Below are 25,922 nucleotides of genomic sequence, written 5' to 3' on the forward strand. Positions count from 1 at the left end.
TTTTTTTCGTTGATACCTAAAATTAACAGCTAGCAAATAGTTTAGTATCCCTGCTACCTTGTCCCAATTTCCAGAGCGGTAGCAATAAACATAACCATGCTTAATGTACCGTTTAAATAGAAAAAAGCTACATTGATTCTAGATAGATTTATCGGTGAAATAATCTGGTGTTGTTTATATAGCATATAGGCAGCAACCACTAAACCGATCCAATAAATCAAGCCTAAATTCAGGATCATGCCGGTAATAATGAAACAAATTGACGCCGCCAGATGGATAAATGCTGAAATCGTTAACGCAGTCTTGATCCCAAAATAAGCGGGAATAGAATGTAAGCCTATGGCTCGATCAAATGCGACATCGTCGCAGGCGTAAATAATATCAAACCCAGCCACCCACAAGGCCACTGCGACACTTAACAACACGGCGCCAAGCGTGACCTCATTAGTCAAAGCGATCCAGGCACTTAGCGGCGCAAGCCCAATAGCCAAGCCAAGCACAAAATGAGAAAGCCAAGTAAACCGCTTTGTATAAGAGTAGAAAACAAAGATTAACAAAATTGCCGGCGAAATGATAAACGCTAATGTACTTAACATATAGGCTGCAAGCTCAAATACAGCGGCGGCAATTAGCGTAAAAAACCAAGCCTCCCAGACTTTTATCAAGCCTTGAGGCAAAGCACGGTTCCGCGTACGTGGATTTTCCGCATCAATAAAGCGATCAATAATTCGATTAAGGCCCATCGCCGTAGTTCTGCCGCCGACCATTGCCAATGTAATCCAAAACAGATTCCAAGCGTTTGGCACCTTCCCATCAGCCAAAAGCGCGGCAACATAGGCGAACGGTAGCGCAAAAACAGTGTGCTCAAACTTAACCATTGTTAAGAAAATCCTTAGCTTTGCAAACATATATTTCTCTTCCCTCTGTAATAGTATAAGTCTATGAGCTGAGGCAGTTGTCAGCCGCCAGCCATTTTTGCACAGCATAATCAAGCGGCAATATTGCCAAAACAGTTTCGCGCCATTCCGGCTCGGCGGCAAGCACCCGCAAGTCGGCAGTTTTTAAATAGCCGCGGCAGGTGTTGCAGACCGAAACTAACCAACCAGGGAAACCATCGGTTGTTAGCCTTTTCATGTGATCTGGTCTATCTTCATGGCAAAAGCAGCAGCCAATTCGTTTATAACTCCAGTGGGTAAAACAGCCGCCACAAACCAGGGTCCGTTTACCAGAGTCTTTCTCCAGACAGGCAAAACTGGCGCCATCGCCGCAGACCGGGCAGCGCGCCCCTACCCACTGGGCAACAGGGGCAGCTTTGGTAATGGCTTGCGCCATATGAGCCAAAGCTGCCTGGCAAGCCAGATGCAGATAGACATTAGCGTTTTCTGCATTAATACCACAGGTCTCCCAAAAGCCGTTTACAGCTTGCTCTTGCCAATAGGCAGTGACGACCTGTAACGCTTGTCCCTGCGCAAGCGTTTTAGGTCCATGTACTCTAAGAACCGCCACAAGCAACTCAGCCGCCGATGCGTATGGCAAATCCGGCATCGTCAAAGCCGCTTCTCCGTTTGACACCCGCGTTAAGTAACGCTCTTCTACCTTAACTGATGGCAATGACTCAACAGACTTTTCTAAAGTAACTAAGATGGGTCTAAGTGCATCAGAACTAATCACTGACCATTCTCCTTTGTCGTTTCTTGGGTTACTTCGCGATACCATAATGCATGATGAGTTTTGGCAAAAGTACGGGTGATTGTCCCATATATCATCCCATGGATTGATTCTTTGGAACCGGGGTGTAACAAACCAAGATACATATGAGCAATAATTACAGCAGTCATACCAAGGGCGGCTAAGTCATGCAGTGGATACGCCCAGCGGATGACCTCCAAGGGAATAGCTTCGGCAAACCACATCATAAAACCCGTTATTGTCAGTATCGTACCGACCACTAGAACCATCAGTGAATTGATTTTTTGTCCAGCGTTAAACCGGCCTTGCTCCGGCAGTTCAGGATGCCCCCCCATAAATTCCTGAGCAAATCCCTGCAAAAATTTTATATCGCTTTTCTGGAAGAAAGTAATTTCCTTTAGCCAGCGAATAAAACTCGTGCGATCACCAATAAAGAAAATAAGCAGTGAAACAAATCCAAAGACAATACCTGCACCCCTGTGGATAATCTGTGCTCCCTCAACTCCGCCTGTCAATGCGGTAATAAAGTGAAACTTCGGCGAAAAAACAACAAGCCCAGTTAGTAATAAGACAAAAAAGCTAAGTGTGTGAACCCAATGTGTTACCCGTTCGCCAATACTAAAGCGCTGAATGCGGTCATTATCCATTTTTACCAACCCCCTGATCGCGTGATTTGCCGGTGCTCTTCTCATCATCTTTCTTCCTGGTTTTAATAAACGAAATGGCAGTTGTCAGTAAGGCGCCAGCGATAGCGATCTCACCGAAAGGACGAAGCACCTGTTTCCAGGCATGTACCGAAACCGGTACATGTGGTTCATCTGGCAAACCATAGAACTTAGGTTCACGCAATAATATATAGGTAAAATTAATCCCTTGCAGATTAGGAGCACTATATAAATTTGCCTTGGGATACAGTGGCTGGAGTGCCTTGAACCGCGCCTCGGCTAATGCCATAATATCTTCCCGTTTTCCGTAGACCAACGCTTCCGGCTGGCATGTTTGCACACAGGCTGGTGCCAACCCGTTGCCAACACGGTCAGGGCAACCGGTACATTTATATGATTTGTGGGTAATTGGATCTACCCGTGGTACATGAAAGGTACAATTTGTTACACAAAAACCACAGCCAATACATTTATTGTGATCAATCACAACAAATCCCAATTCGTTATGAGATATCGCATCATGGTTACAGGCCTGCAAACAAGCTGCTTCCCCACAATGCATACACTGTTCTTTCCTAAACAGCCATTGCATTTTATTGTTTTCGTACACTTCATCGAAAGAGATAAATGTCCAGGTTTTTGGCGTAAGTTGATCATGTGTTTGATAGCTGCTGGTAAACGTTGTTTTTTCCGCAGGCAGTGTGTTCCATTGCTTACAGGCTACTGAACATGCCTGACAGGCTGTGCATTTGGAAGCATCATATAACACGCTCATTCTTTCCGACACCTTACTTCACCTTCCTTACGTTGACTAGCTGTGCTTTGAATTCAGGTGTTCCCGCTGCCGGATCAAAAACAGCATGGGTTAGATTATTCACGCTCGGTCCGGTACCTAACCCAGCATAACCCCAGCCAAACGGCATACCCACAGTGTGCGTTTCTTGGCCATTAATCACCAGGGGTTGGATGCGGTCGGTTACCATCGCCTTGACCTGAAGGACGCCACGGGCCGAGGACAATTCAACAACTTCGCCGTTAGTCACGCCGAGTTTAGAAGCCATGGCCTTCCCCATCTCAAGGAAAGGTTCAGGCATAAACTCCACCAGCCAGGGCAAGTTCCGCGTCAGTGAGCCGCTGCAAAAATGTTCGGTGCCAGACGTATAGGTGGTCAGGACAAAGGGGAATTCTTCCTTGCCGCCCAACTGTTGCTTCTCCTTAATGGCTTGCCGCACTTTTGCCAAAGGATTGATTTGAACTTTCGGATGCAAAACATTGATTGTTGGACTTTCAATAGGTTCATAGAACTCCGGCAACGGCCCGTCAGGATTAATTCCGGCCAGCGTTGCCGGCAGATTGGTTCCTGGTTTCATATTTTTGAACGGAGCCGTAAACAGCCGGGCCATTTGATCGGCATTCATCCTAAATGCGGTCTTGCCTTGTGGGGTATCAGGACCCTTAGAGCGATCAGAAACATCGGGAACGTCGTTGCCAACCCACTGGCTCTTAGCCAGATCCCACCAAACAAGCTGACGGGTTGAATCAAGTGGCTGACCTTGCCGGTCGCATGAAGCACGGTTATATAGAATCCGAATATTTGCCGGCCAAGCATATGTCCATTGGGGGAATAGGCCCAACCCGCCCGGATCTTTTCCATCACGCCGTTTGGCCAGGTTACCGTTCCCATAAACACCGGAGTAAATCCAGCAACCTGAAGAAACCTGTCCGTCCTCACCGGCAAGATACTCTCCCAACGACCCCAGCAATTTCCCAGTTGTCATGTTATAACCGTTGATTTCCTGCAGTACTTTTTCGGGGTCTGCTTCGTGTCCGTAATCCCAAACAGAATGAAGAATCGGCGCATCTTTCGGATCGGTACTGCCTGCGTACAACGAGCGAACCTTACGGAAGATTGAATCGAAAATATCAAGATCGGCTCTACAAGTCCCCTCCGGTTTGAGTGCTGCCGCTTTCCATTGTATCCAACGACCACTGTTGGTTAAACTGCCGGCTTTTTCGTAAGAAAAGGCGACCGGCAGGAAAATAACTTCGGTTTTTATTTCGGCAGAATTTACACCAGGCGCTTTCCAAAACGAAGCTGTCTCAGTTTCGAAGAAGTCACTAACTACCATCATCTCCAGCTTAGCTAACCCCGATTGTACCACCGCATTATTAGGAATACTCACCCGTGGATTAATCCCGATATTAAATAACAGTTTAAATTGCCCCTTGGACATATCTTCGGTCATCGGAATATAGCTGGTGGCTTTACCTGTCGGAATACGCGGCAAATAGCCATATGCATAATCATTGTCGGCAGTGGCTTTCTCGCCGTACCAGGCTTTTTGCAAAGAGATCAAATGTTTAAGATTGGTTGATCCATATTTCATGCCATAAGTAGTTGTGTCTTTGTCCTCTTCCATCGGCGTAGGAAGATAGCCAGGCAGAGTTGTCGATAAATTAGAGAAGTCGGTAGAACCTTGCACATTAGGCTCGCCACGCAGAGCGTTGACGCCGCCGCCGGCAACCCCAATATTGCCTAACAACAGTTGAATAATGGCATAACAGCGAATTCCCTGGGTAGCCGTGGTGTGTTGCGTCATTCCCAGTGCATACATAATCGTACCAATACCATTCTTAGTGATTATATCGGCAATTTGTTTAATGGCTTCAGCAGGAATCCCGCTGATGGCAGACCCGGTTTCTAAGGTATACCGGCTATAATGTTGTTTCATCAAACTGAATACAGTCCCTGGTTCTTCCAGTGAAGCGGCTTTAACCGGCTGCCCCTGCTCATCCAGCACATATGACCAACTGTCGGTAGCATAACTTCCTTTTGTGCTGTCATAGCCGGAGAAAAGGCCATCCTTGAACTCATAGGCCGAATTAATCTTACATAAAGCATTGGTGAAATTAACAAGATATTCTTTATTGTATAAACTATTTTGCAGGATATAATTAATAATCGCACCTAAGTAAGCAATATCAGTTCCCGGTCGTATTTGGGCAAAAAGGTTAGCCTTGGCGGCAGTCCTTGTAAACCGGGGATCGACAACAATAATCTTTGCGCCCTTTTCCTGTGCCCGTAATAAATATTTCATTGCAATTGGGTGGTTTTCTGCCGCGTTAGAACCGGCAATTAGAAACCATTTTGCATTTTCCAAATCCGTCCAGGAGTTGGTCATCGCACCTCGTCCAAATGAAGGTGACAAACTTGCCACCGTAGGAGCATGTCAAACACGTGCCTGATGTTCGTTATAATTACTACCGATCGTACGGATAAATTTAGTCATCAAATAGCATTCTTCATTATCCAGCTCAGCCGATCCTAATAAACCGATAGCATCTGTGCTGTTGGTTGCAGGCAGCCAAGTGCTATCCCGTACTTCCTTGATCTTTCCAGCAATCTTATCAAAAGCTGTTTCCCATGATATTTCCTGCCAGTCCTTCTTCCCGGGCGCACGATAAAGCGGCTTGGTAATTCTGCGAGCATTACCCCGTACCTGCCCCAAAGCCGCTCCCTTAGGACAGAGCGTCCCCTTATTTGTCGGGTGATCCGGATCACCTTCAACATTAACGAGGTTTCCGTCCCGTACATGAACAATCACACCACAACCGCCAGAGCAGAAATGACAGATGCTAGGGTATTCAGTAGCATCATGTAATTTCAATGTATAACCAGTTGCTTTAGCCTTCTTGGTATCGAAATGTAAACCAGTACTCAATATTGAAACAGTTGAAACAGACAGTTTAAGAAATTGTCTACGGGAAAAGTCCATCATAGAACCTCCTTTGTTTTCTAATGAAAAAAGTTATCTATAAATCCCCTTTTTTTGTGAGTATGGATTTTCTTCGCCATTAATGACTAAAAATCCTGTAATTTTTTGTTAGTTTTTATTCTTTTTATTTATTTTAGATTGTAATCTGGCATTTTTATCAATTCATTCATCAGTAACCTCTGTATTTAAAGTCCTGGTTAAGTCGGCTTCGACCGCATAGGCGACCACCTGTATATCAAATTGCTTATAAAAGGTCAGTTTAGGGTCGCAAATAATGGTAAACGGCAGAAAATCCTCATTATAGTAGCCGAATGACCTTGGAATAGCGTTTGAAATAAAAATCAGGCATGGGTTGCCCAAATTCGACAAACTCCTTGTGCTTAAATACCTTTGTTGCTTTTTTGAGTAAAATCATTTATTTGGTGGAGCTACCCGAAACATTTCAAAAATCCATAGCAAAAAACCCGCGAAATTCGCGGGTTCAAAGTCACTATACTAGATTGCTTTCGGCCTCTTCTTCATCTTCAATTTTTGATTTAAATATCTTGTAAATCACCCCCAGCATTATAAACCATACAGGTGTTACAAATAGGGCTACACGAGTTTCCTCATTGAGTGCTAATGTAACTAAAACAAAAGCAAAAAATGCTAAAATTATATAGTTAACAATTGGGTACAGTGGCATTTTGAATGTGCTCTTAGCAGCAAGTTCAGGATTAGTCTTGCGATATTTTAAATGGCAGATGTCTATAATTGCCCAAATGAAGATAAAGCAGAATGTCGATATACTTGTAATAAGTACAAATACCCCTTCCGGCATAATATAGTTCAGAATAACCGAAATCAAGACGACAATTGCAGAGAACACTGTAGCATTAGAAGGTACTTGATTGGAAGTTAATTTTTTCATTGACTCAGGTGCATTATTTTCTTTAGCCAGAGAGTAAACCATGCGGCTTGTACTGAAGATGCCGCTGTTACAAGCGGATGCGGCGGATGTCAGAACAACGAAATTCACAATACTTGCTGCTGCTGCAATTCCCACTGCGGAAAAGACCTGTACAAATGGGCTCTTATCGGGACTAATTGAAGTCCATGGATATATGCTCATAATAACAAGAAGTGCACCGATATAGAAAATAATAATTCGAATTGGAATATTGTTAATAGCCTTTGGAATAACACGTTTTGGATTTTCAGTTTCACCAGCGGTTAAACCAACTAATTCGATTCCAGTAAATGCAAACACAACCATTTGGAAAGAAAGGATAAAACCACTTACCCCATTGGGGAGCCAGCCGCCATAACTCCAAAGGTTAGCAAAGCCAGATGCACCCGCATCTGTAGAAAATCCTTTAATAATCATAAATGTACCAATTACAATCAGTGCTAGAATTGCAACCACTTTAATCAAGGCAAACCAAAATTCCATCTCACCGAATAACCTTACTGCTGTAAGGTTCATAATTAGTAAAATCACAAGAATTATAAGGCTTGGAACCCATTGCGCTATATTCGGGAACCAGTATTGTATATATAGACCAGCAGCAGTTACGTCAGCCATGGCAAGTGAAATCCAGCAAAACCAGTAGGTCCATCCGGTAATAAATGCTGCTCCGTTTCCTAGATAATCACGGACAAAATCTACAAAGGAATGGTAGTTCAAATTAGAAAGCAATAATTCCCCCAGGGCACGCATAACAAAAAAACAGATTACCCCTGTTATCATATACGCAAATAAAATAGATGGACCTGCCAAGTGAATGGACCTGCCTGCACCTAGAAATAATCCCGTACCAATCGCACCGCCAATTGCAAGTAATTGCACATGACGATTTTTTAGTCCTCTCGATAAATTTTGATTTTCTGACATATATATGCCGCCTTTCTAACTGTTACTGTTTTTTAATCTGCGGTACTGCAATCTCAAGTTCTAAACGTACTATTTGGTCATTGAGATATGCCTTTCTATTGAATTGACTGACTCCCCCCAAAAAAATTTAATAAATACCGTCCTCCAAAAATACAGAAAGAGGCCAAATTATAAAATCTGGCCTCAAAAATTAAAACAGCTAATCTGCTCTGTCCTTTTACCTGAGAGATTCACTGATTTAAAATAAATCAGCTTGCTCCTTCGGTGCTCTATTGAGCTCTCCAGAGTTTCGTCCAATAACGGTCCTTTTGCCTGAAAGCATAACATCTTCGGCGGATTATAAAATCTCTCTCCCATTATCTTCATACGAATTCGATATTAACTTAGTAGTACATTTACATACTTTACCCTCTATTATTATAAATGTCAACGGGGAACAAACATTTATATATTCTGTATGTAACTAAAGTACAATAAATTTCGCAAATTGAATTAAGGCAAAAAGGAGGACATTCTGCGTTGTTTGCGGGAGAAGACAAGGGGATGGGGGTATCGTCCTACTCTTTTTTAATATTTTCTGCCAACTCCATTTACTATGGAAATTTTACCATATTGGTTTTCTTTATTTTTATCAGGACACTTCCTCCATCCCCCTGGGTTATATGGAGCTACCCAAACATTAGGCGTAATGATTACTGTACCAGCGTTTGTTGTTTCACTTTTCACCAAACGTTCAAGACACGAATAGCAGTTGTTTTACCAGAGACTAACAAAGGATATTCAAACTAAATAAAGGCAAAACTAAGATTTTAAGCGAGGTGATAGATACGCCACTATATTTGCGGGTATTACGTTACATCAAGCCATATAATATTGTGATAGCTACTGCACTGGTTTGTTCGGTTTTAGCCTCAGCAGTAAATCTGTATATACCCCAAATTATTGGGAACGTCATTGATGAGGTGCTAGCAACAAAGGACACCACGACCCTTAACTTAATCACCGCCAGTGCCATCGTCTTAATCATATTGCAAGGTATCTTTATGTATGGGCAAACGTATCTTATGGCATACGCTGGCCAAAAGATAGTTATTGATATCAGAATGGCGATCTATCGGCATTTACAGCAGTTATCGCTGCTGTTTTTCGAAACCCGCCCAATAGGTACAGTTATGAGTTACATTACGAATGATGTAGCTGCTCTACAGGTTGCTTTAGTTAATAACATAGTCGATTTTGTAAGTAACGCGATAATGTTAGTTGGATCGATAATATTTTTGGTCTATATTGACTGGAAACTCTCGTTGCTGATGTTTGTCACCTTCCCATTCATCTTATACACCATTAATATATCCGGCAATAAATTAAGAACAAAGAGTCGAACTTTACAGGAACGAGCCGCCGATATTACTGCCTTTCTTCAGGAAACCGTCTTAGCGATAAGAGTTATAAAGTCGTTTTCCCGTGAGAGCTACGAATTAGAACGATTTGCCCACGAAAACAACCGCAATTTTCAGGCACAAATGAAAATTGTTCAGGTGATGGCCATAATCACCCCTATTATTAATATTCTCTCAACTATTGGTATTACCGCAATTATTTGGTTCGGCGGGCACGAAGTAATCAATGGCAGTCTAACTTCTGGCTCTCTTATATCCTTCCTTATATATGCTACCAATTTACCCACCCCTGTGAAACGTCTTAGCAATGTATATGGGGATATCCAACGTGCAATGGCAGCCGCACAACGTATATTTGAAGTCATTGATACAGAACCTGAAGTAAATGTAAGAGGAGCTAAAGACCTACCCTCTATAGATGGATACGTGACCTTTAACAATGTTACGTTTGAATATGAACAGGGCAAGACGGTTCTAACTGACATTTATCTTGAAGCCAATCCAGGAGAATTAATTGCTTTGGTTGGACCGAGTGGCGCCGGAAAAACGACAATTGCAAATCTGATACCCAGGTTTTACGATCCTACAGAGGGTTCAATTACTATTGACAATACCGATATTAGAACAGTTACCTTACAGTCTCTTCGCGAACAAATTGGTATTGTACCACAGGAAACAATGCTGTTTAACGGTACAATATATCAAAACATTGTATACGGGAATTTAGACGCTTCCAAGGAAGACGTAATTGCTGCAGCCAAGGTGGCAAATGCTCACGAATTCATTATGGAAATGCCCAAAGGTTATGGCACTCCGATTGGCGAACGGGGAGCACAACTGTCCGGCGGTCAACGGCAACGCATTGCGATAGCCAGAGCTGTATTAAAGAATCCAAGGATACTCATTCTTGACGAAGCTACATCAGCACTGGACACTGAGAGTGAAGCGCTCGTGCAGCAGGCACTGGATAGACTAATGATTGGGCGAACATCGTTTGTTATTGCTCACCGTTTGTCTACCGTTCAACGTGCCAATCTGATAATAGTCATGGAAAAAGGAAAGATTGTGGAGTATGGCGACCATGATGCATTAGTTAAGGCCGATGGATTATATAGTAAGTTATATCGTATCCAATTCAATTCCTAAAATCTAAGCTCTGTTTGTTCCCAAAGCATCCGTTAAAAGAAACATTTGAGGACGGCAGGCCAATGTCATTAGTTTAACTTACACAATTTTGCACAGAACGTTTTTTGTTAACCGGATATTTGTTTTTCCTCGAAGGCTCTCTTCGAGGAAAGCTTCTGTTCGGCCGTATGGGGACAAGATTTTTTTGTTATATTCTTCATGGCTTGATCAAATAAGATTGTCCGTTTTACAAGGTCGTCTTCATAGAAACCTCCATTTCGCCGCTACCGCTGTCGACACAAATAGTAATGAAAAATGGTGTACGGCTTTCACCACTTTGTTATAATAATTTTGAGGAAAAGATATATTACAAAACACGGGGACAGGGAGAATGTTTTAATTATTCAACTATCAACGTAGAAACGGTGTCCCTGCCCCCTGTGTATCCCTCCTGTATCCTCCTCTTAGTTCCAGGCTGGTTTTCTGCTTGCCATAATTAAAACCTCCAAGTTGATGCTTCTATATTTACACCAACTTGGAGGTTTACACAGTTTTTGGGATAGTCTCAAAACCGCGATCATCTAAAAAAAGTGAACCTTAATGATTATGAACTCACAATTTTGCAAAGGAATCTTAAAGCATTACTCACATACCAAATTGCTAGTTTCTGAACCAGAATCAATATGTAAAATCTCACCCAACATTTTGCAGTAATTCTTTCTCTTCCTTGCTGAACAATTTATCCATATCGAGAATTATCATTAGACGCTCCCCCTGTTTACCAATACCACGGAGTAACTCGCCCATTTGAGTCACTGTCGGGGCAGGTTCAATAGCGTTTTCTTCAAGCAGTAACACCTCTGTAACCTCATCCACTACTACCCCGACTTCCAGGCCTAATGATTCTATGATGACCACTTGTTTATCTCTGGCCTTCCCTTGTACCAAGCCGAAGCGTTTTGCTAAATCCATCACTGGAATCACCTTACTTCTAAGGTTAATGATCCCTTCCATATGCTCTGGTGTGTTGGGCAATTTATTTGCTCCGCTGTAACGGATAATTTCCTTCACTTGGGCTATAGAAACAGCGTACTTCTCGCTTCCCAACTTAAAGGCCACCAGTTGCTCCGACGCCATTTTGTCCATCTCCTTTTGCTCATGTTACACACGGAATTTGGTCACTGCGGTCTGCAAAGCTTGTGCTAGTTGGGCCAGAGCTTGGCTGGAAGTTGCGATCTCCTCCATTGAGGCCAGTTGTTCTTCAGTGGCTGCTGAAACGCCCTGGGACTCGCCCGCCGATTTTTTACTAAGATCATCAATCTTTTTGACCGAACCAACAATTTGCTGGCTTTCGGTAGCCATTTGCTGAATAGCCGCTGAAATTTCCTTGACTTGGTCAGACACTTGACCCACCACATCCATAATTTCTCTAAATGCGATTCCAGCGGCATTGACCACCTCAGTCCCTGTCTTAACTTCCTGTGTACCTTCGTTCATAGCTACAACAGCTTTATCTGTTTCACCCTGGATTTCGCCGATTAGTTCAGCAATCTTCCGGGCTGCCTCCTGAGACTGCTCGGCCAGTTTTCGCACTTCTTCCGCCACTACCGCAAATCCCTTGCCTTGTTCTCCTGCCCGAGCAGCTTCAATCGCGGCATTTAAGGCCAGCAAGTTCGTCTGCCCAGCAATGCCCGAGATAGTGTCCACGATCTGGCCAATTTCCTTGGAACGCTCGCCCAACTTGGCTACAACCTGGGCAGAAGTGTTAACGGTATTTTCGATTTGGGTCATCTGCTTGACCGCTTGTTCCACCTCTTTGTCGCCATTTTTAGCTTTGTCGGATGCCTTAGCTGAGTGATCAGCCAGCTGATTAGCGTTGGCGGCTATCTGTTGAATACCTGCCGACATTTGCTCTACTACGGCAGAAGCATCATTGGCCGCTTCCATTTGTGCAGTGGCCCCTGCAGCCACATCAGTGATAGACGAAGCAATTTGGTTGCTCGCTTGGGCCGATTGTTCGGAGTTAGCGGTGAGTTCCTCGCTAGAGGCTGCCACCTGTTCAGCGTTGACGGTTACCTGCTTAATCAGATTCTTTAGTTGTAGAACCATCGTATTAAAAGCCGACGCTAGTTGGCCGATCTCGTCCTGGCGATCTACCTTCACTTGCTCGGTCAAGTCGCCATCTGCCACCTTTTTTGCCACCACAACCAATTCGTTGACTGGTCGGGATATGCTACGAGCAGCCAAGAAACCAATAATTATGCCCAAAATGGTGGCAAGCAAGGCTGCTAATATGGCTGCCGTTCTAGTATGATTTGCGTTGTCTACAGCCTGATTCAATGCATCAGTAATTTGTTTGTTTCGAAAATTTTGGTACTCATCCAGTTTATCATTCAACGCCTTAGCTGCTGGCGCCAGATCGTTTATCATAGCCTGACGTGCTTCATCGTCTTTACCGGCTTGGATCAGAGCAACAACTTTTTTTTCGGCAATCTCTGAATACTTGTCATCAATAGCCTTTACTTCGATACTTAAACGTTTCCCTTCCGCTGTGATGGAAGTTGTAATGAGTTCGTCTTCAATTTTTGTATTTTCGTCGACCGCCTTCTTGTAGTCGCTCAATTGCTGCGGGTTTTTGGTGATAAAATATCCGCGTATGTTGCTTATCTCGTCAGAAGCATTGTTGTTGATTTTATTGGTATTCAGTAGGCGCGGCAGCTCCTGATTATTGACGTTCTCCACCAGCTTTGCTACGTCATTGACCTTCCATATGGTGTAGGAAAATCCCACTACAGCTACCACAACAACTAGTAAAAAATAAATAATCATTTTTGTCGCTAAATTCATTTTCATATTTTCCCGCCTCTATTCCTGGACAGAAACGGACTCGCCTCCTTTATTTGTGAAATTGCAATCCAACAATAAAAACATCATTCTACAAGCAAAGCACCTCCTGAATTCGTTTGCCACTGTTGAACGACTTTTAACGTCATTCAACAGAAATGCACTTAAGTAACACAATTGTATTATGTTACTTGTTTTCTGAGCATTAAAGTAACATAATATATAATAACTGCATAATAAGAAACATTATTGAGGATGTGATAAACAATGAAATATGTAGAGCCGATTCGCAACAAACAACAAATTGATGCAGTAAAAAATTATTTAAAAAACCGAAATTTACGTGATTGTCTTCTTTTTGTTCTAGGTATTAATAGCGGGTTACGGATTTCGGATTTATTGTCATTGAAAATAAGTGATGTGAAAACAAAAGATAGAATTGTAATTCGAGAAAAGAAAACAGGCAAAATAAAAGATTTTCCTCTTTCTAATACATGTGAGAAAGCTATAAATGAGTACCTTACAAATATTAATCGCGAAAACGGATGGCTTTTTAAAAGTAAAAAAAGCGAGCAACCTATTACTCGCGTACAAGCTTATAGAATCATGAATCAAGCAGCACAAGCTGTAGGTATTAAAGAAGCAATTGGAACACATACATTACGAAAAACTTTGGCTATTGGGCTTATAAAGGCGGCGCAGATGTGACTAGAATTCAAAAGCTACTTAATCATTCAGCGCCTAGTGTAACATTGGCTTACATTGGAATTACAAAAGATGAATTAGATAATATTTATATAAATCTAAATCTATAAAATCATAGCAAAATTTGACAAAAAAAGAAGGAAAAAGAAAAATAATGGCGTAATTATATATTGGGTTTATTTAATAAACAAGTAACATAATACAATTGTGTTACTTAAACAAATTCCATATCAAAAAAAACCAGCAAAATCAAGGGTTTTGAGATATACAAAAATTACTTTTCCAAAAATCATTTGAACCTAAATCGACAAAAAAAGCTAGATGGGACGGGAGTGTAAAATTAAGTGTGTAAGTTCGAAAGAACTTATGCACTTAATTTTTTTATGTGGAGTGTGATAAAATGCCATATAACGAAGGATGGTAAACAATGACAGATGTGACAAAAGGACGGTGGTTGTGTCTTTATATAAGACAATACCACCGTCCCTTGTATCCTGCGCCCTTCCCCAAAACAGTTTGCTTATGTGCTCGCTAGCTAGCTCATCTTCTAGCGTTATCTCACACTTGAAACTTTACTACAGTTGCTTGTAAGTCACTAGCCAAAATTGCCAAACTCTGACTAGATGAAGCAATTTGTTCCATAGATGCTGATTGTTCTTCTGTTGCAGCTGATACAGTTTGAGATTCAGCCGCCGCACGTTTACTCACTTCATCTATTTCCCTAATGCTGACAACTAGTATTTTGTTACCGCCAACCATTTGATTGATAGCTGTAGAAATATCTTTAATTTGATCGGAAATCTGAAGGACAGACTCGACAATATTCTTAAATGTCTCACCAGTGGCATCAACAAGATCAATACCTGTTCGGATGCCTTCGGCTCTGGCTTGTGATGCAGTGACAGCGTGGCTCATGTTAAGTTGATTTTGCTTGATGAGCAAATCGATTTTTTGTGTAGCCTGGTTTGACTCTTCTGCTAGCTTCCGAACCTCTTCAGCAACTACTGCGAAGCCACGCCCATATTCTCCTGCCCGTGCTGCTTCAATAGCTGCATTTAGTGCCAGCAGATTGGTTTGTTTTGCAATATTTGAAATTAAGGTAACAATTTCACTGATTTCCTGGGAACCTTTACTCAATTCCTCAATAGCAGTTTCAAGACTAGCCGAACCTCTGCCGATTTCATTCATCTGTTCCACAGTCCGATCTACCGTTTGACGCCCTTGCTCCGCTTCCTGTGACGCAGTAAGAGCAACTACAGAAGCTTCTTGCGCTGCGATCAAAATCGTCTCTGTTTTTTTCGCCATTTCTTGCGCAATAGCAGAAATCTGATTTGCAGATATTGCTTGTTTTTCTGCTCCTGCAGCAATTTCGGTTATAGAGCCAGCCACCTGATTTGCTGCTTCGGCCGACTGCTGGGCACTAGCGGTTAATTCTTCACTTGAAGCAGCAAGCTGCTCTGCTCGTGAGAGGACGCTTGATACAAGAACACGCAGATTACTACGCATTGTCTGAAATCCTTGTGCCAGTTGCCCAATTTCATCATGAGATGAAACACTATTTGTTAATTGTTCTCTTAGGTCACCGCTTGCCAACAGCATACATTCATCACGAATCAATGTAATAGGTCTTGCTATACGCTTGCTCATAGTGATAATAAATAAAATGGCCAAAATGATGAATATTAGAGACCCTAATAGCATTGCATGCGCTAATGATGTTGATTTCTGTGTGGCTTCAGCTTCTGGAGCTGTTACAATAATAACCCATCGTTGATTTCCAAGCAGCTGGATAGGAGTAAACACTCCTATTCGAGTAATACCATCTGCAAACTTGTATATACCTCGCACTTGCTTTCCTGTCTCGATGCTGGCTTTGAATAGACTAATTAAATGATCATCAAGTTCAGATTCTTTCATTTTAAGTTCAGGATTAATCTTTTTTTCAGTAAAGTTCAGCTTTCCAACGACTTCAGGCAGCCTCGGGTGTATAATGACAGTGCCAAGATCATCTGTAACTGCTCCATATCCAGTATCTTGAAACTGCAAGTCTTTGATTAAGCTGGTAAGCCTCTCCATTGAAATTGCTCCTGTTAATACGCCAGTCAATTGTCCATTATGAATTACTGGCACAGCGACATTTATACTTACTTTACCAGTAGTCCTGGAAAGCAAAATCTCTGAAACAACCGGTTTTCTTGTAGTAATGGCTTGTTTGAAGTACTTTCGATCACCCAGTTGGACAGTTGTACCATCAGGACGTAGTGCAGAACCATCTGTCGAAATATATGTTACATTATCCAGAGAACTCAAGGTCCTCGCACATTCACCTAAAGCCTCTACTAATTGTTGTTTATCAACAGGGTTATAGATGCTTTTATTAGTTGAAAATGATTCCAATTGAAGGACAGCTTTTTCAACGTAAGTCTCTACACGTTTGGAATAATCGTTGCCAACCGCCAATGCGGTTTCATCAACGCTATGACTAATGGCTTGCTGTGACAGATAGTAGCTAATTCCAGACAATACTGTAAATGAAAGTAAAATAAAAGGTGCTAAAATAATGAGTAGTTTAATTTTCATACTTGCAATTTTCATTTTTGTCAGCTCTCCTATGCTTATATATTTTTTCGACCTTAAACCGCTTATCCCCAATTAAGATACGTTATTAGCTTTACTAAGTTAAATAAAATAAAAAACTGCCTGTCATGTACAATATACATGCAACCTGGCAGTCATGAACAAGAGTTTGTAGACCCATGGCTTTGCGTCCCTATTTTTCAATAGGTTTGCTTTTACAGGTTATCCCGATTTTCTCAAAATAGGTACAGCACATTTGAAAATTAAGGTTAACTAACCATAAGTAAATCGTGAGCCCATCTCAGGGAATCTCGATATGCTTTCAAAACATCCCGCTCTTGAATTCCTAGTTCACCAACATAACTAGAATGTACTTCCCACTCGCCTGCTTCATAGCTTTTAATTAATTTGTATAACAAATAAAATTGATTATGTTCTTTTTCGAGAAGAGCCTGCTTAATCTCTTCCTCCAAAGATATTTCCTCAAGTATATCTTGCAATGAACGATCAAGCAAAGCATCAATATGCGAAAACAGCCCCATAAGAAATGCATTGGCTGCTTTTTGATGTGGCATTGTAACTGATGCTAAGGTTTCTGCAAATCGTGCTCGAATAAGAGATCCCAATATTAATTCTCCTGGTTTATCAGTTGCGACATTCTTTAGCGCGATTAAAGATATCCATTTAGTTAATTCTATTTGGCCTAGAAGTGTTAATGCTTGCCGTAAAGAAGAAATCCTATTTCTAAAACCGAACATCGGAGAATTAATAAATTTTAACAATTTGTAAGATAAAGAAACATCTCGTTTTATAATGTCCTCAATTTTATTAAATTCCAATTCAGGCCTATTAATTTCTTGTAAAATATGTAAGTGATTCACCTTATATTCAGGAAGACTTTTGCAGGACATCACTAGTGGTTTGCTGAAAAAGAAACCTTGGAAATAAGAAAATCCATCCTGTAATGCAAGTTGGAACTCCTCGTGAGTTTCAACTTTTTCAGCTAAAAATTTAACTGGATATTTCTGCAAACGTTGAATTAACTCCAATCGCTCCTTGCGAGATGTACTCAAAAAATCCACTTTAATAATGTCAGCTAATTCAATTAGTGGCTCATATACAGGTTGAAATACAAAATCATCTAATACTAACAAATAGCCTTTGCTTTTAAGCTTTTTACAGGCATCGATAATATTCGCGTCAGGAAAGACATCCTCTAATATCTCCACAACAATCATTTCCGGAGGCAAGAGTGAGGGTATATTATTTATAATTGAATTCGCTGTAAAATTTACAAACGCCCTTTTTCCACCAGTTAAAGTCTCCATCCCCAAAAGTAAAAAGCTATTGTTTATTACGTCAGTTGTCGCCTGATCGCCGTCTAATGCCTCGTAAGCATTGGTAAAACCACTACGAAATAATAACTCATATGCAACAACATTTTGTTTTCTGTTGAAGATCGGCTGACGCGCTACATATACCTCTTCATACCCCATTATAAATCCTCACTTTCTCACACTCTATCGGGCTATATTCTCTTTTCTACAATTCCTAACGTTCTATTGCTATAATCTATCCAAATTCTAAAACTCATTTAGAATAATAACTGAGTTTTTGTGAGCCTTTGCCATATATAAAGCTTGATCCGCTTTGATAAGAAGATTTTTTGAATCTTGCTCAGGTTCTAATGAGACTATTCCTGCACTAATTGTAAGACCATAAGGGTTTTGAAGGCGGTGTTCAACCTTATAGCGAATTCGTTCTATGATAGCGGTAGTGTCTTCTAAAGAAGTCTCAGAAAAAATTATTGCAAATTCGTCTCCACCCCATCGAGTAACAACATCTGAACTCCGCGTATTTTTTTTTAGAATGGTTGCGAGGTCGATTAATAATCCATCGCCTATCATGTGACCATAAATATCGTTTACTGCTTTAAAGTTATCCGCATCAATCATAGCAATACATAACGATGAATTCCTTTTAGCGGCTTTCAGCTCTGCTTCTGTCAGTTGTAAATAAAAATATCTTCTATTCCATAAACCTGTTAAAAAATCAGTGTGAGCACTTAAGTTTAGCTTGTTGATTAACTTGCCATTTATAAGTCCCACTATCATCAGAATAGTTGAGATGATCATCCAGTACAACCAAGCATAACGAATTTGATATACCGTAATCAAATAATAACCTGATATACCGACAATTGCCCCAAGTACCGCCAGTATGATTGGGGCATAGTTATAAAACACTTATAGCTTACACCCTTTCATTTTCTTTAAATTTTCAAAGTCAATTACAGCAAATATAACATTTACCAGTTATGGAATGCAGTCTACTATCCATAGTAGTAACAATAACCAGTTTTTGAAAAGAGCATAGTTTTTACATAATTTAGTGAATAACTTAATTATAGCCCTATCTGATAAAGGGTACAATCGACTATACATGAAAACTCTACTACCAAAAAATGACCGTTCACTATCCTATGAGGATAGTGCCGCTCTTAATTCAAAAAAATTATGCAGGAAATATAGTGAATCTATCGAATATGGTATTAATTTCATCATTTCTATTACAAAAGGAGAGATACTGTGAACCGAAAATATGAATTCAACTGGAATTTATTAGGAAATATTTCAGAAGGTCGGCCTAATTTGGGACCCTTGGTTAGCACTGAAGTTTACCGCTTGATGCAATTTTGTTTTCGCGATATTCTAGAGAATAACTACGGCACAGAAGCGGCAGATCGATTATTTTATGAGGCTGGCCTCTTAGCCGGGAAACACTTTTATCAAAATACTATGAATAAAGTTGAAAACTTTAGCGATTTCATTAAATCGTTGCAATTAATCCTCGCAGATAAGGGCATTGGTATATTACGTATTGAGGAGGCCGATCATGAGCAAGGTAAATTTGTTCTAAGCATATCTGAAGATTTGGATTGCTCAGGTTTACCTGAGCTTGATTACGAAATTTGTGTGTATGACGAAGGTTTTATCTCCGGCCTTTTGGAAAGTTTCACTGGTGAAAAGTTCAAAGTCAAAGAAGTCGACTGCTGGTGTACCGGCGACCGTACTTGCCGTTTTGTAGCTGAGTTAATTAAAGAAAATTAGAAATTCCCCAACATTAAGTTTCTTTGACAGGAGGACTATCTTTTTTGGATCAGGAAGAAAAAAGTGATATTAATGAGCTAATAGGATTAATAAACTCTATTTTATATACTAAGGCTCTCCCTCCAAACATCACCGAGTATACCGACAAATACTTATCTTTCGGAAAATTAGTAAACGATTTGTTAGCTATTCGCAAATTTACATATGAGTTGTCTAATGGTGAATTAACCCACTCTCTCGAACTACGCGGCTATTGGCCAGGGGCACTGAAAGCTTTGCAATCAAATCTTCGTCATTTGGCTTGGCAGACCAGTATGGTTGCTTCAGGCGACTACAGTCAGCGCGTTGATTTTATGGGAAGCTTTTCTACTTCATTTAATTCAATGATTATACGCTTGAATGAACTAACAGAAAATGAAAAACAACATATTGCTGAACTTGAAAAGAATCAGCTAATTATAAAAGAGAGCGAACGAAAGTATAAACTGCTGGCAGATAATACCGATGATGTAATCTGGTTACTAAATGATAAACTGAAAATCCATTATATCAGTCCCTCAATTGAGAAATTATTAGGTTATACTTCGGAAGAGTTAGAGGGTAAAAAAATTACTGAAACTCCGCTCTCCTTCTTGCAAGCTTTGTGTGAAGATAATACATCATTTCTCAAGACTGATAAAAAGCATGAACCTCTTATCATTGAATGGAATCAGCTCGGAAAAAATAGAAAAATGATTTGGACAGAGTCTTTAGTAACTATTGTCCAAAGTAACGAAGGCGATTTTATTGGATTTCTGGGGGTAACGAGAGACATTAGTGAGCGAAGAAAAACTGAAGGTCTTTTACACCAGGCCTACGAGCGAAAGAAAAAAAATGATTTTTTTAGCCTAATTATAAATCGAAATTATACTGACGACTCTGAAATTAAAGATTTAGCTCTGCAAAGCAAGATATATATCCCTAAATATTTTTCCCTCCTTTTTCTTGTAATTACTAATATATGTTTTGAGGAAGACACTCGCAAACAACAAACTATTGATGCATTGATAGACCTTCTTAATAAAAAAGAAGACACTATTGCTTGGGAAACTGCTAACGGGATTGGAATTGTATGGTCTATTACTAAAAATACTACTGATATTAATCGTAATAATAGAGAAATAGAAGAAGCTGGAGTTTATATAAAATATATATCGGCATATTTTCCCGATATTGAAATAAATATCGGAATAGCGAATTATTTAGATGGCTGGGCTGACTTTTCCAAACGATTAAAGAATGCGGAAACAGCAATAAAAATCAGCAAACAGATTTGGCCGGATCAAAAAGTTTGTCATTATGAAAACTGTGGGATTTATCAGGTTCTTGCACCATTTACTATTTCGAATGATGCACAGGCATATGTAAACAAAATGATTGGTTCTCTAATCCAGCACGACATAAACTCTGGAACTGAATTAGTTGGTACACTTGAAAAAATTCTATCTGGCTTAAGTTTTAAAGAAATAGGCACACAAATGTTTTTGCACCATAAAACTATACAACTAAGAAAACAACGTATTGAGCAAATATTAAACATTTCTCTTGACTCTTATGAAACACGAATGGCTCTCTCTACAGCTCTTCAGTTAATGAAACTTTTATAAATTTCAGTCCGACTCTGCTGCCTAATACTTTAATGCCAGCCCGTCTTTCGGCTAATAATCCTCACCAATAATGAAATTGCTGTAATAAACAGGAGACAGCAACTATGTTTGATAGGATTTTTCCCGAAAACAACTTCCCAGTCCGTTTTCATGTATATTCTACTGACTTCTTTTGAAAAAAGGGACATTATAAATATAAATTTAGCCCAAAAAATACACTCCCAAAGATCATAAATCTTTGGGAGATGTGACAAAGGGACGGTGGTTGTGTCTTTATATAAGACAACACCACCGTCCCCTTTGCATCCTGCTGCCAGATTAGTTATCAGGACTCTAAACAGGTTTCTTAGGGCTAAGCAAAGTAACAAAATATATTTTATTAACATAAAATAATACGAGAGAATAAAAAAGTAGGTGAATAACTTGAGCTACACAGGGCTAACAGGAAAGGTTGTAGTACCAGGGCAGCCCGAGTATGAGCAAGCCAGACAAGAATATAACATAGCTATAAACAAATACCCTTGTGCTATCGTCTATTGCTTTAACGCTTGCGATATAGCCAATGCAATACTTTGGTCACGAAAACAAGGAGTCAAACTGCGAATCCGATCCGGCAGACATAATTATGAAGGTTATTCTACTGGGAATCGCAAATTAGTGATAGACACTACCTTAATGAACGATATAAAAGTAAATACTGACGATGACACCGTTGACATACAAGCCGGAGTAAGATTAGGGTATTTATATGAAAGGCTCTATCAATGTGGTTACACATTCCCGGGGGGAACTTGTCCGTCTGTAGGCATATCCGGGCTGGTTTTGGGAGGCGGAATAGGGTTATCTACCCGTTATTTGGGTCTTACGGCAGATAGTCTATTGGAAGCAGAAATGGTTGATGCCGAAGGTAATCAGCTAATGGTAAACGACTGCTGTAATCCAGGGCTATTTTGGGCACTAAGGGGAGCAGGCGGTGGGAATTTCGGGGTTGTAACCAGGTATAAATTCCGGTTAAAAAATGTTGACAAAATAACGCTAATTCAGTTGAGATGGGATAATGATAAATCAGCCAGACTTGAATTCCTGCGGGTATGGCAGAAATGGCTGCTAAATTTGGACCGCAGGATTAGTGCATTTGGTGGAATATACAAACTGGGAGCATGGATGAACTCATTCTTTTACGGATGTCCGGAGGAAGCCAGACAAATTTTAGGGCCCTTACTGGAGATACCCGGGATAACCCTTGAAAATATAGAGTATGTAGATTTCATAGATGCAGTAAAAACAATAGGGGAAATCTATCCCGAACGAGAAGCATTTAAGGCTACGGGTAGATTCGTGCACAGGCACTTTTCACAGAGTGAACTAGTAAAATTTATAGATATTATAGATAAAGCACCGGCTAACAATACAAATTCTTCCATCCGGGTATACTCGTTAGGGGGAGCCGTTAGAAATGTGGAAGTAAACGAAACAGCCTTTTTTGACAGGCAAGCCAATTATATAATTGCTATAACCTCGTCTTGGGAAAGCAAAAAAGAAGCATCGCTCCACAAAAAATGGGTAACAACAGGTTTTGACTATATTTATACGGTAACTTTGGGCTCATATATTAACTTCCCCTACAACAATTTGCCAAATTATGAACAGGCATACTATGGAGCACATGTACGAAGACTGCAGCGTATCAAGAAAGAATATGATCCCTATAATATTTTCAGCTTTCCTCAAAGTATTTTGTAAAAACAACTATGAGTGATGGTATAACACGGATTAATCGAATCTATCAAACTAGTAACCCCAGCATCTGGGACAACGCACCTGTCCCTTTGTCCCACCCGAATTGAACCAAACAGCCGGACAATTGATATCTTGTCCGGCTGTTGTATAAGCTGCTTATAGCTTCCATGAAGCCCTTAAACCATCTGTCAATTCATGGCCTATCGCTTCTTTAAATTATCCGATTTTAGAAGTCAGGATACCTCCGAAGACTTCCTCCCAAAATTAACAAAGGTCGAAGCGGTCAAGGTTCATCACTTTGTTCCACACCGCTATAAAGTCATGCAGGAATTTCTCCTGAGAATCCGCACTACCATAGACTTCCGCAATGGCCCTTAGTTGGGAGTTCGAGCCAAATATAAGGTCGACACGGGTGGCAGTCCACTTTAGTTCACCTGTTGAGCGATCACGACCTTCAAACACGTTGGCTTCTTCTGCTATGGCCTTCCACGTGGTGCGCATGTCGAGCAGATTTAAAAAGAAGTCGTTAGTAAGCACCTCTGGCCGCTTAGTGAAAACGCCATGTGGGGACTGTCCGAAGTTTGCATTCAAGACGCGCATACCGCCAATGAGAACCGTCATCTCAGGCGCGGTCAATGTCAGCAATTGTGCCCGATCAAGCAGCATTTCCTCTGCTGATACGGAATATTTTGCTTTTAGGTAGTTACGGAAGCCATCCGCCTTCGGCTCCATCACCGCAAATGAATGAACTTCGGTCTGTTCCTGCGATGCATCCATGCGTCCTGGTTTAAACGAAGCAGACACATTGCTGCCGGCATTTTTTGCGGCCTGCTCGATGGCTGCACAACCACCCAGAACAATCAGATCGGCCAGGGAAACTTTCTTTTGCCCTTCCTGCTCGCTATTGAACTCTATCTGAATTTTTTCCAGGCTCTGAAGGACAATGCCAAGCTGCGTCGGCTGATTGACTTCCCAATCCTTCTGTGGCATCAGACGGATACGTGCCCCATTTGCCCCGCCACGCAGGTCGGAGCCGCGGAATGTGGCTGCAGACGCCCAGGCTGTTGAAACCAACTGGGAAATCGACAAACCGGACGCAAGAATCTTGGCCTTGAGTTCTGCAATATCCTGCTCGTTAATCAGTTCATGGTCAACTGCGGGCACCGGATCCTGCCAAATCAGTTCTTCCGCAGGCACCTCCGGTCCGAGATAGCGGCAACGAGGTCCCATGTCGCGGTGGGTGAGCTTGAACCATGCCCGCGCAAAGGCGTCCTTGAATTCTTCAGGATTCTGCAGGTAGTGTCGCGCGATAGGTTCGTAGACCGGATCGAAGCGAAGGGAGAGATCCGCTGTGGTCATCATCGGGCGGAGCTTCTTCGCTGGGTTGTGGGCATCAACCACCATGTCTTCTTCTTCCACGTCCTTAGCCAACCACTGATGCGCGCCGGCCGGGCTCTTGACTAACTCCCACTCGTATTTGAACAGTACCTTCAAATAACCCATGTCCCATTTGGTCGGATTCGGCTTCCAAGCGCCCTCAATGCCGCCGCCGATCGTATCGCCGCCTTTGCCGCTCTTGAAGCTGCTCTTCCAGCCAAGACCCTGTTCCTCAATACCGGCGGCCTCGGGTTCAGGCCCCACATGGGTCGCAGGCCCAGCACCATGGCATTTACCGAATGTATGGCCTCCGGCGACAAGCGCAACCGTCTCTTCATCGTTCATGGCCATTCGGGCGAAAGTGTCTCGCACGTCACGACCTGAGGCGACTGGATCAGGGTTGCCGTTCGGGCCTTCCGGGTTCACATAAATCAATCCCATTTGTACGGCAGCGAGCGGATTCTCGAGGTCCCGGTCGCCGGAATAACGCTGATCACCAAGCCACTCACCCTCAGAACCCCAATAAATGTCTTCTTCCGGCTCCCAAACGTCCACACGTCCGCCACCAAAACCGAACGTATCCAGCCCCATTGACTCCAGCGCGCAGTTGCCGGCCAAAATCATGAGATCGGCCCAGGATATCTTTCTGCCATATTTCTGCTTGATTGGCCAAAGTAAGCGGCGTGCTTTGTCGAGGTTCACATTGTCAGGCCAGCTGTTGAGGGGCGCAAGACGTTGGGAACCTGACCTTGCCCCGCCACGCCCGTCGTTGAGGCGGTACGTGCCTGCACTATGCCATGCCATCCTTATAAAGAGTGGTCCGTAGTGACCGTAATCGGCCGGCCACCAATCCTGAGAATCAGTCATCAACGCATAAAGGTCTTTCTTCATTGCTTCAAGGTCCAGATTCTTGAACTCTTCAGCGTAGTTGAAAGACTCGTCCATTGGATTGGAAAGCGAGGACTGCTGGTGCAAAATCTTAAGGTTCAACTGGTTCGGCCACCAATCCCGGTTTGAAGTGCCACCTCCAGCGATGGCCTTTCTGGTCATACCTGTTACTGGGCATTTGCTTTCTGCACTCATGAAATCATCTCCTTCTTAAATTTTCTGTTTTGGTAAGGCACCCGGAACAACGTTTCAGCGGCAATTGTATTTTTGGTAAATATTATGTAATCCAACTATCCGCTATGCAGTTTCACCAATGACTGGTAGCATAAATAACCCTCTTGATCTAATATTTGATGTATAGTTCCCTAAGTTTTCATAAAACTCCTTCAATGCTTTTAATTTTATTAAAAATGAATATAAATCTCACATCATTATTTCCAATTATCTTTATGTAAGCTTTGCCGCATAATAAATTAAGCATAAGCTTGCCGTTCCGGCAACTTATGC

18 protein-coding genes and 2 riboswitches are annotated in these 25,922 nt (G+C 41.6%); of the genes, 5 read left to right on the forward strand and 13 right to left on the reverse strand.

Annotated elements, in window-relative coordinates; translation table 11 throughout:
• Nucleotides 1-53: 53 nt before the first annotated feature.
• The 7 genes from SALPA_RS08605 to SALPA_RS08635 all read right to left on the reverse strand — a co-directional run bounded on the left by SALPA_RS08605 (nucleotide 54) and on the right by SALPA_RS08635 (nucleotide 8,003).
• The gene (locus tag SALPA_RS08605) at nucleotides 54-908 is read right to left on the reverse strand and encodes a UbiA-like polyprenyltransferase (RefSeq protein WP_145092356.1); all 855 of its coding nucleotides are present in this window, start codon (nucleotides 906-908) and stop codon (nucleotides 54-56) included.
• Nucleotides 909-939: 31 nt separating this feature from the next.
• The gene (fdhE, locus tag SALPA_RS08610) at nucleotides 940-1,671 is read right to left on the reverse strand and encodes a formate dehydrogenase accessory protein FdhE (protein ID WP_186450982.1); all 732 of its coding nucleotides are present in this window, start codon (nucleotides 1,669-1,671) and stop codon (nucleotides 940-942) included.
• Nucleotides 1,668-2,336 carry a formate dehydrogenase subunit gamma gene (locus SALPA_RS08615; RefSeq protein ID WP_186450983.1) on the reverse strand — a complete coding sequence of 223 codons (669 nt, stop codon included), beginning with the start codon at nucleotides 2,334-2,336 and terminating at the stop codon, nucleotides 1,668-1,670. The genes fdhE and SALPA_RS08615 overlap by 4 nt, the downstream gene beginning before the upstream one ends.
• Complete coding sequence (locus SALPA_RS08620; protein ID WP_145092363.1) at nucleotides 2,329-3,129, reverse strand: 4Fe-4S dicluster domain-containing protein; 801 nt, start codon at nucleotides 3,127-3,129, stop codon at nucleotides 2,329-2,331. Before SALPA_RS08620 ends, SALPA_RS08615 begins: the two co-directional genes overlap by 8 nt.
• A 13-nt stretch (nucleotides 3,130-3,142) precedes the next feature.
• Nucleotides 3,143-6,130, reverse strand: a complete 2,988-nt coding sequence (fdnG, locus tag SALPA_RS08625) for a formate dehydrogenase-N subunit alpha (RefSeq protein WP_145101831.1) — start codon at nucleotides 6,128-6,130, stop codon at nucleotides 3,143-3,145.
• Between the two features lie 162 nt (nucleotides 6,131-6,292).
• Complete coding sequence (locus tag SALPA_RS08630) at nucleotides 6,293-6,490, reverse strand: hypothetical protein (protein WP_145092366.1); 198 nt, start codon at nucleotides 6,488-6,490, stop codon at nucleotides 6,293-6,295.
• 130 nt (nucleotides 6,491-6,620) lie between these two features.
• The gene (locus tag SALPA_RS08635) at nucleotides 6,621-8,003 is read right to left on the reverse strand and encodes an amino acid permease (protein WP_145092369.1); all 1,383 of its coding nucleotides are present in this window, start codon (nucleotides 8,001-8,003) and stop codon (nucleotides 6,621-6,623) included.
• Between the two features lie 199 nt (nucleotides 8,004-8,202).
• Nucleotides 8,203-8,298, reverse strand: a riboswitch (glycine riboswitch).
• 580 nt (nucleotides 8,299-8,878) lie between these two features.
• On the opposite strand from SALPA_RS08635, the gene SALPA_RS08640 reads away from it, so the two are divergent.
• A complete protein-coding gene (locus SALPA_RS08640) occupies nucleotides 8,879-10,549 on the forward strand; it encodes an ABC transporter ATP-binding protein (RefSeq protein ID WP_255451055.1) in 1,671 nt (556 codons plus the stop codon).
• Between the two features lie 672 nt (nucleotides 10,550-11,221).
• Here the strand turns inward: SALPA_RS08640 and SALPA_RS08645 are convergent.
• Together SALPA_RS08645 and SALPA_RS08650 are read right to left on the reverse strand one after the other, a co-directional pair.
• Nucleotides 11,222-11,665 (reverse strand): chemotaxis protein CheW, encoded by a 444-nt coding sequence (locus SALPA_RS08645; RefSeq protein WP_145092372.1) that lies wholly within the window; start codon nucleotides 11,663-11,665, stop codon nucleotides 11,222-11,224.
• 24 nt (nucleotides 11,666-11,689) lie between these two features.
• Nucleotides 11,690-13,381 carry a methyl-accepting chemotaxis protein gene (locus SALPA_RS08650; protein WP_370516701.1) on the reverse strand — a complete coding sequence of 564 codons (1,692 nt, stop codon included), beginning with the start codon at nucleotides 13,379-13,381 and terminating at the stop codon, nucleotides 11,690-11,692.
• A gap of 258 nt (nucleotides 13,382-13,639) precedes the next feature.
• Here SALPA_RS08650 and SALPA_RS08655 point away from each other — a divergent pair, with 258 nt between their 5' ends.
• Nucleotides 13,640-14,080 carry a tyrosine-type recombinase/integrase gene (locus SALPA_RS08655; RefSeq protein WP_255451057.1) on the forward strand — a complete coding sequence of 147 codons (441 nt, stop codon included), beginning with the start codon at nucleotides 13,640-13,642 and terminating at the stop codon, nucleotides 14,078-14,080.
• Nucleotides 14,081-14,635: 555 nt separating this feature from the next.
• Here the strand turns inward: SALPA_RS08655 and SALPA_RS08660 are convergent.
• The 3 genes from SALPA_RS08660 to SALPA_RS08670 all read right to left on the reverse strand — a co-directional run bounded on the left by SALPA_RS08660 (nucleotide 14,636) and on the right by SALPA_RS08670 (nucleotide 18,900).
• The gene (locus SALPA_RS08660) at nucleotides 14,636-16,672 is read right to left on the reverse strand and encodes a methyl-accepting chemotaxis protein (protein ID WP_145092375.1); all 2,037 of its coding nucleotides are present in this window, start codon (nucleotides 16,670-16,672) and stop codon (nucleotides 14,636-14,638) included.
• A gap of 121 nt (nucleotides 16,673-16,793) precedes the next feature.
• Nucleotides 16,794-16,878: riboswitch (cyclic di-GMP riboswitch) on the reverse strand.
• Nucleotides 16,879-16,923: 45 nt separating this feature from the next.
• A complete protein-coding gene (locus SALPA_RS08665; protein ID WP_255451059.1) occupies nucleotides 16,924-18,150 on the reverse strand; it encodes an EAL and HDOD domain-containing protein in 1,227 nt (408 codons plus the stop codon).
• Between the two features lie 87 nt (nucleotides 18,151-18,237).
• A complete protein-coding gene (locus SALPA_RS08670; RefSeq protein WP_145092381.1) occupies nucleotides 18,238-18,900 on the reverse strand; it encodes a GGDEF domain-containing protein in 663 nt (220 codons plus the stop codon).
• Between the two features lie 342 nt (nucleotides 18,901-19,242).
• Here SALPA_RS08670 and SALPA_RS08675 point away from each other — a divergent pair, with 342 nt between their 5' ends.
• The 3 genes from SALPA_RS08675 to SALPA_RS08685 all read left to right on the forward strand — a co-directional run bounded on the left by SALPA_RS08675 (nucleotide 19,243) and on the right by SALPA_RS08685 (nucleotide 23,153).
• Nucleotides 19,243-19,764 (forward strand): V4R domain-containing protein, encoded by a 522-nt coding sequence (locus SALPA_RS08675; RefSeq protein WP_145092385.1) that lies wholly within the window; start codon nucleotides 19,243-19,245, stop codon nucleotides 19,762-19,764.
• 44 nt (nucleotides 19,765-19,808) lie between these two features.
• The gene (locus SALPA_RS08680) at nucleotides 19,809-21,410 is read left to right on the forward strand and encodes a PAS domain S-box protein (RefSeq protein ID WP_145092388.1); all 1,602 of its coding nucleotides are present in this window, start codon (nucleotides 19,809-19,811) and stop codon (nucleotides 21,408-21,410) included.
• Nucleotides 21,411-21,824: 414 nt separating this feature from the next.
• Complete coding sequence (locus tag SALPA_RS08685) at nucleotides 21,825-23,153, forward strand: FAD-binding oxidoreductase (RefSeq protein ID WP_255451061.1); 1,329 nt, start codon at nucleotides 21,825-21,827, stop codon at nucleotides 23,151-23,153.
• A 261-nt stretch (nucleotides 23,154-23,414) separates the two neighbouring features.
• Here the strand turns inward: SALPA_RS08685 and katG are convergent, their stop codons facing one another.
• Nucleotides 23,415-25,610: a catalase/peroxidase HPI gene (gene katG / locus SALPA_RS08690; protein WP_145092394.1), complete on the reverse strand. Its 2,196-nt coding sequence runs from the start codon at nucleotides 25,608-25,610 to the stop codon at nucleotides 23,415-23,417.
• Nucleotides 25,611-25,922: the final 312 nt, after the last annotated feature.

The sequence above is a fragment of the Sporomusa sp. KB1 genome, from assembly GCF_007830295.1.
Taxonomy (GTDB): Bacteria; Bacillota; Negativicutes; order Sporomusales; family Sporomusaceae; genus Sporomusa.

Bases quoted from the DNA above. Each gene is read 5' to 3' on its own strand.
- SALPA_RS08620 (WP_145092363.1), bottom strand. From the start codon at position 3,129: ATGAGCGTGTTATATGATGCTTCCAAATGCACAGCCTGTCAGGCATGT.
- SALPA_RS08605 (WP_145092356.1), bottom strand. From the start codon at position 908: ATGTTTGCAAAGCTAAGGATTTTCTTAACAATGGTTAAGTTTGAGCAC.
- SALPA_RS08660 (WP_145092375.1), bottom strand. From the start codon at position 16,672: ATGAAAATTGCAAGTATGAAAATTAAACTACTCATTATTTTAGCACCT.
- SALPA_RS08650 (WP_370516701.1), bottom strand. From the start codon at position 13,381: ATGAAAATGAATTTAGCGACAAAAATGATTATTTATTTTTTACTAGTT.
- katG (WP_145092394.1), bottom strand. From the start codon at position 25,610: ATGAGTGCAGAAAGCAAATGCCCAGTAACAGGTATGACCAGAAAGGCC.
- SALPA_RS08655 (WP_255451057.1), top strand. From the start codon at position 13,640: ATGAAATATGTAGAGCCGATTCGCAACAAACAACAAATTGATGCAGTA.
- SALPA_RS08635 (WP_145092369.1), bottom strand. From the start codon at position 8,003: ATGTCAGAAAATCAAAATTTATCGAGAGGACTAAAAAATCGTCATGTG.
- SALPA_RS08615 (WP_186450983.1), bottom strand. From the start codon at position 2,336: ATGGATAATGACCGCATTCAGCGCTTTAGTATTGGCGAACGGGTAACA.
- SALPA_RS08645 (WP_145092372.1), bottom strand. From the start codon at position 11,665: ATGGCGTCGGAGCAACTGGTGGCCTTTAAGTTGGGAAGCGAGAAGTAC.
- SALPA_RS08665 (WP_255451059.1), bottom strand. From the start codon at position 18,150: ATGGGGTATGAAGAGGTATATGTAGCGCGTCAGCCGATCTTCAACAGA.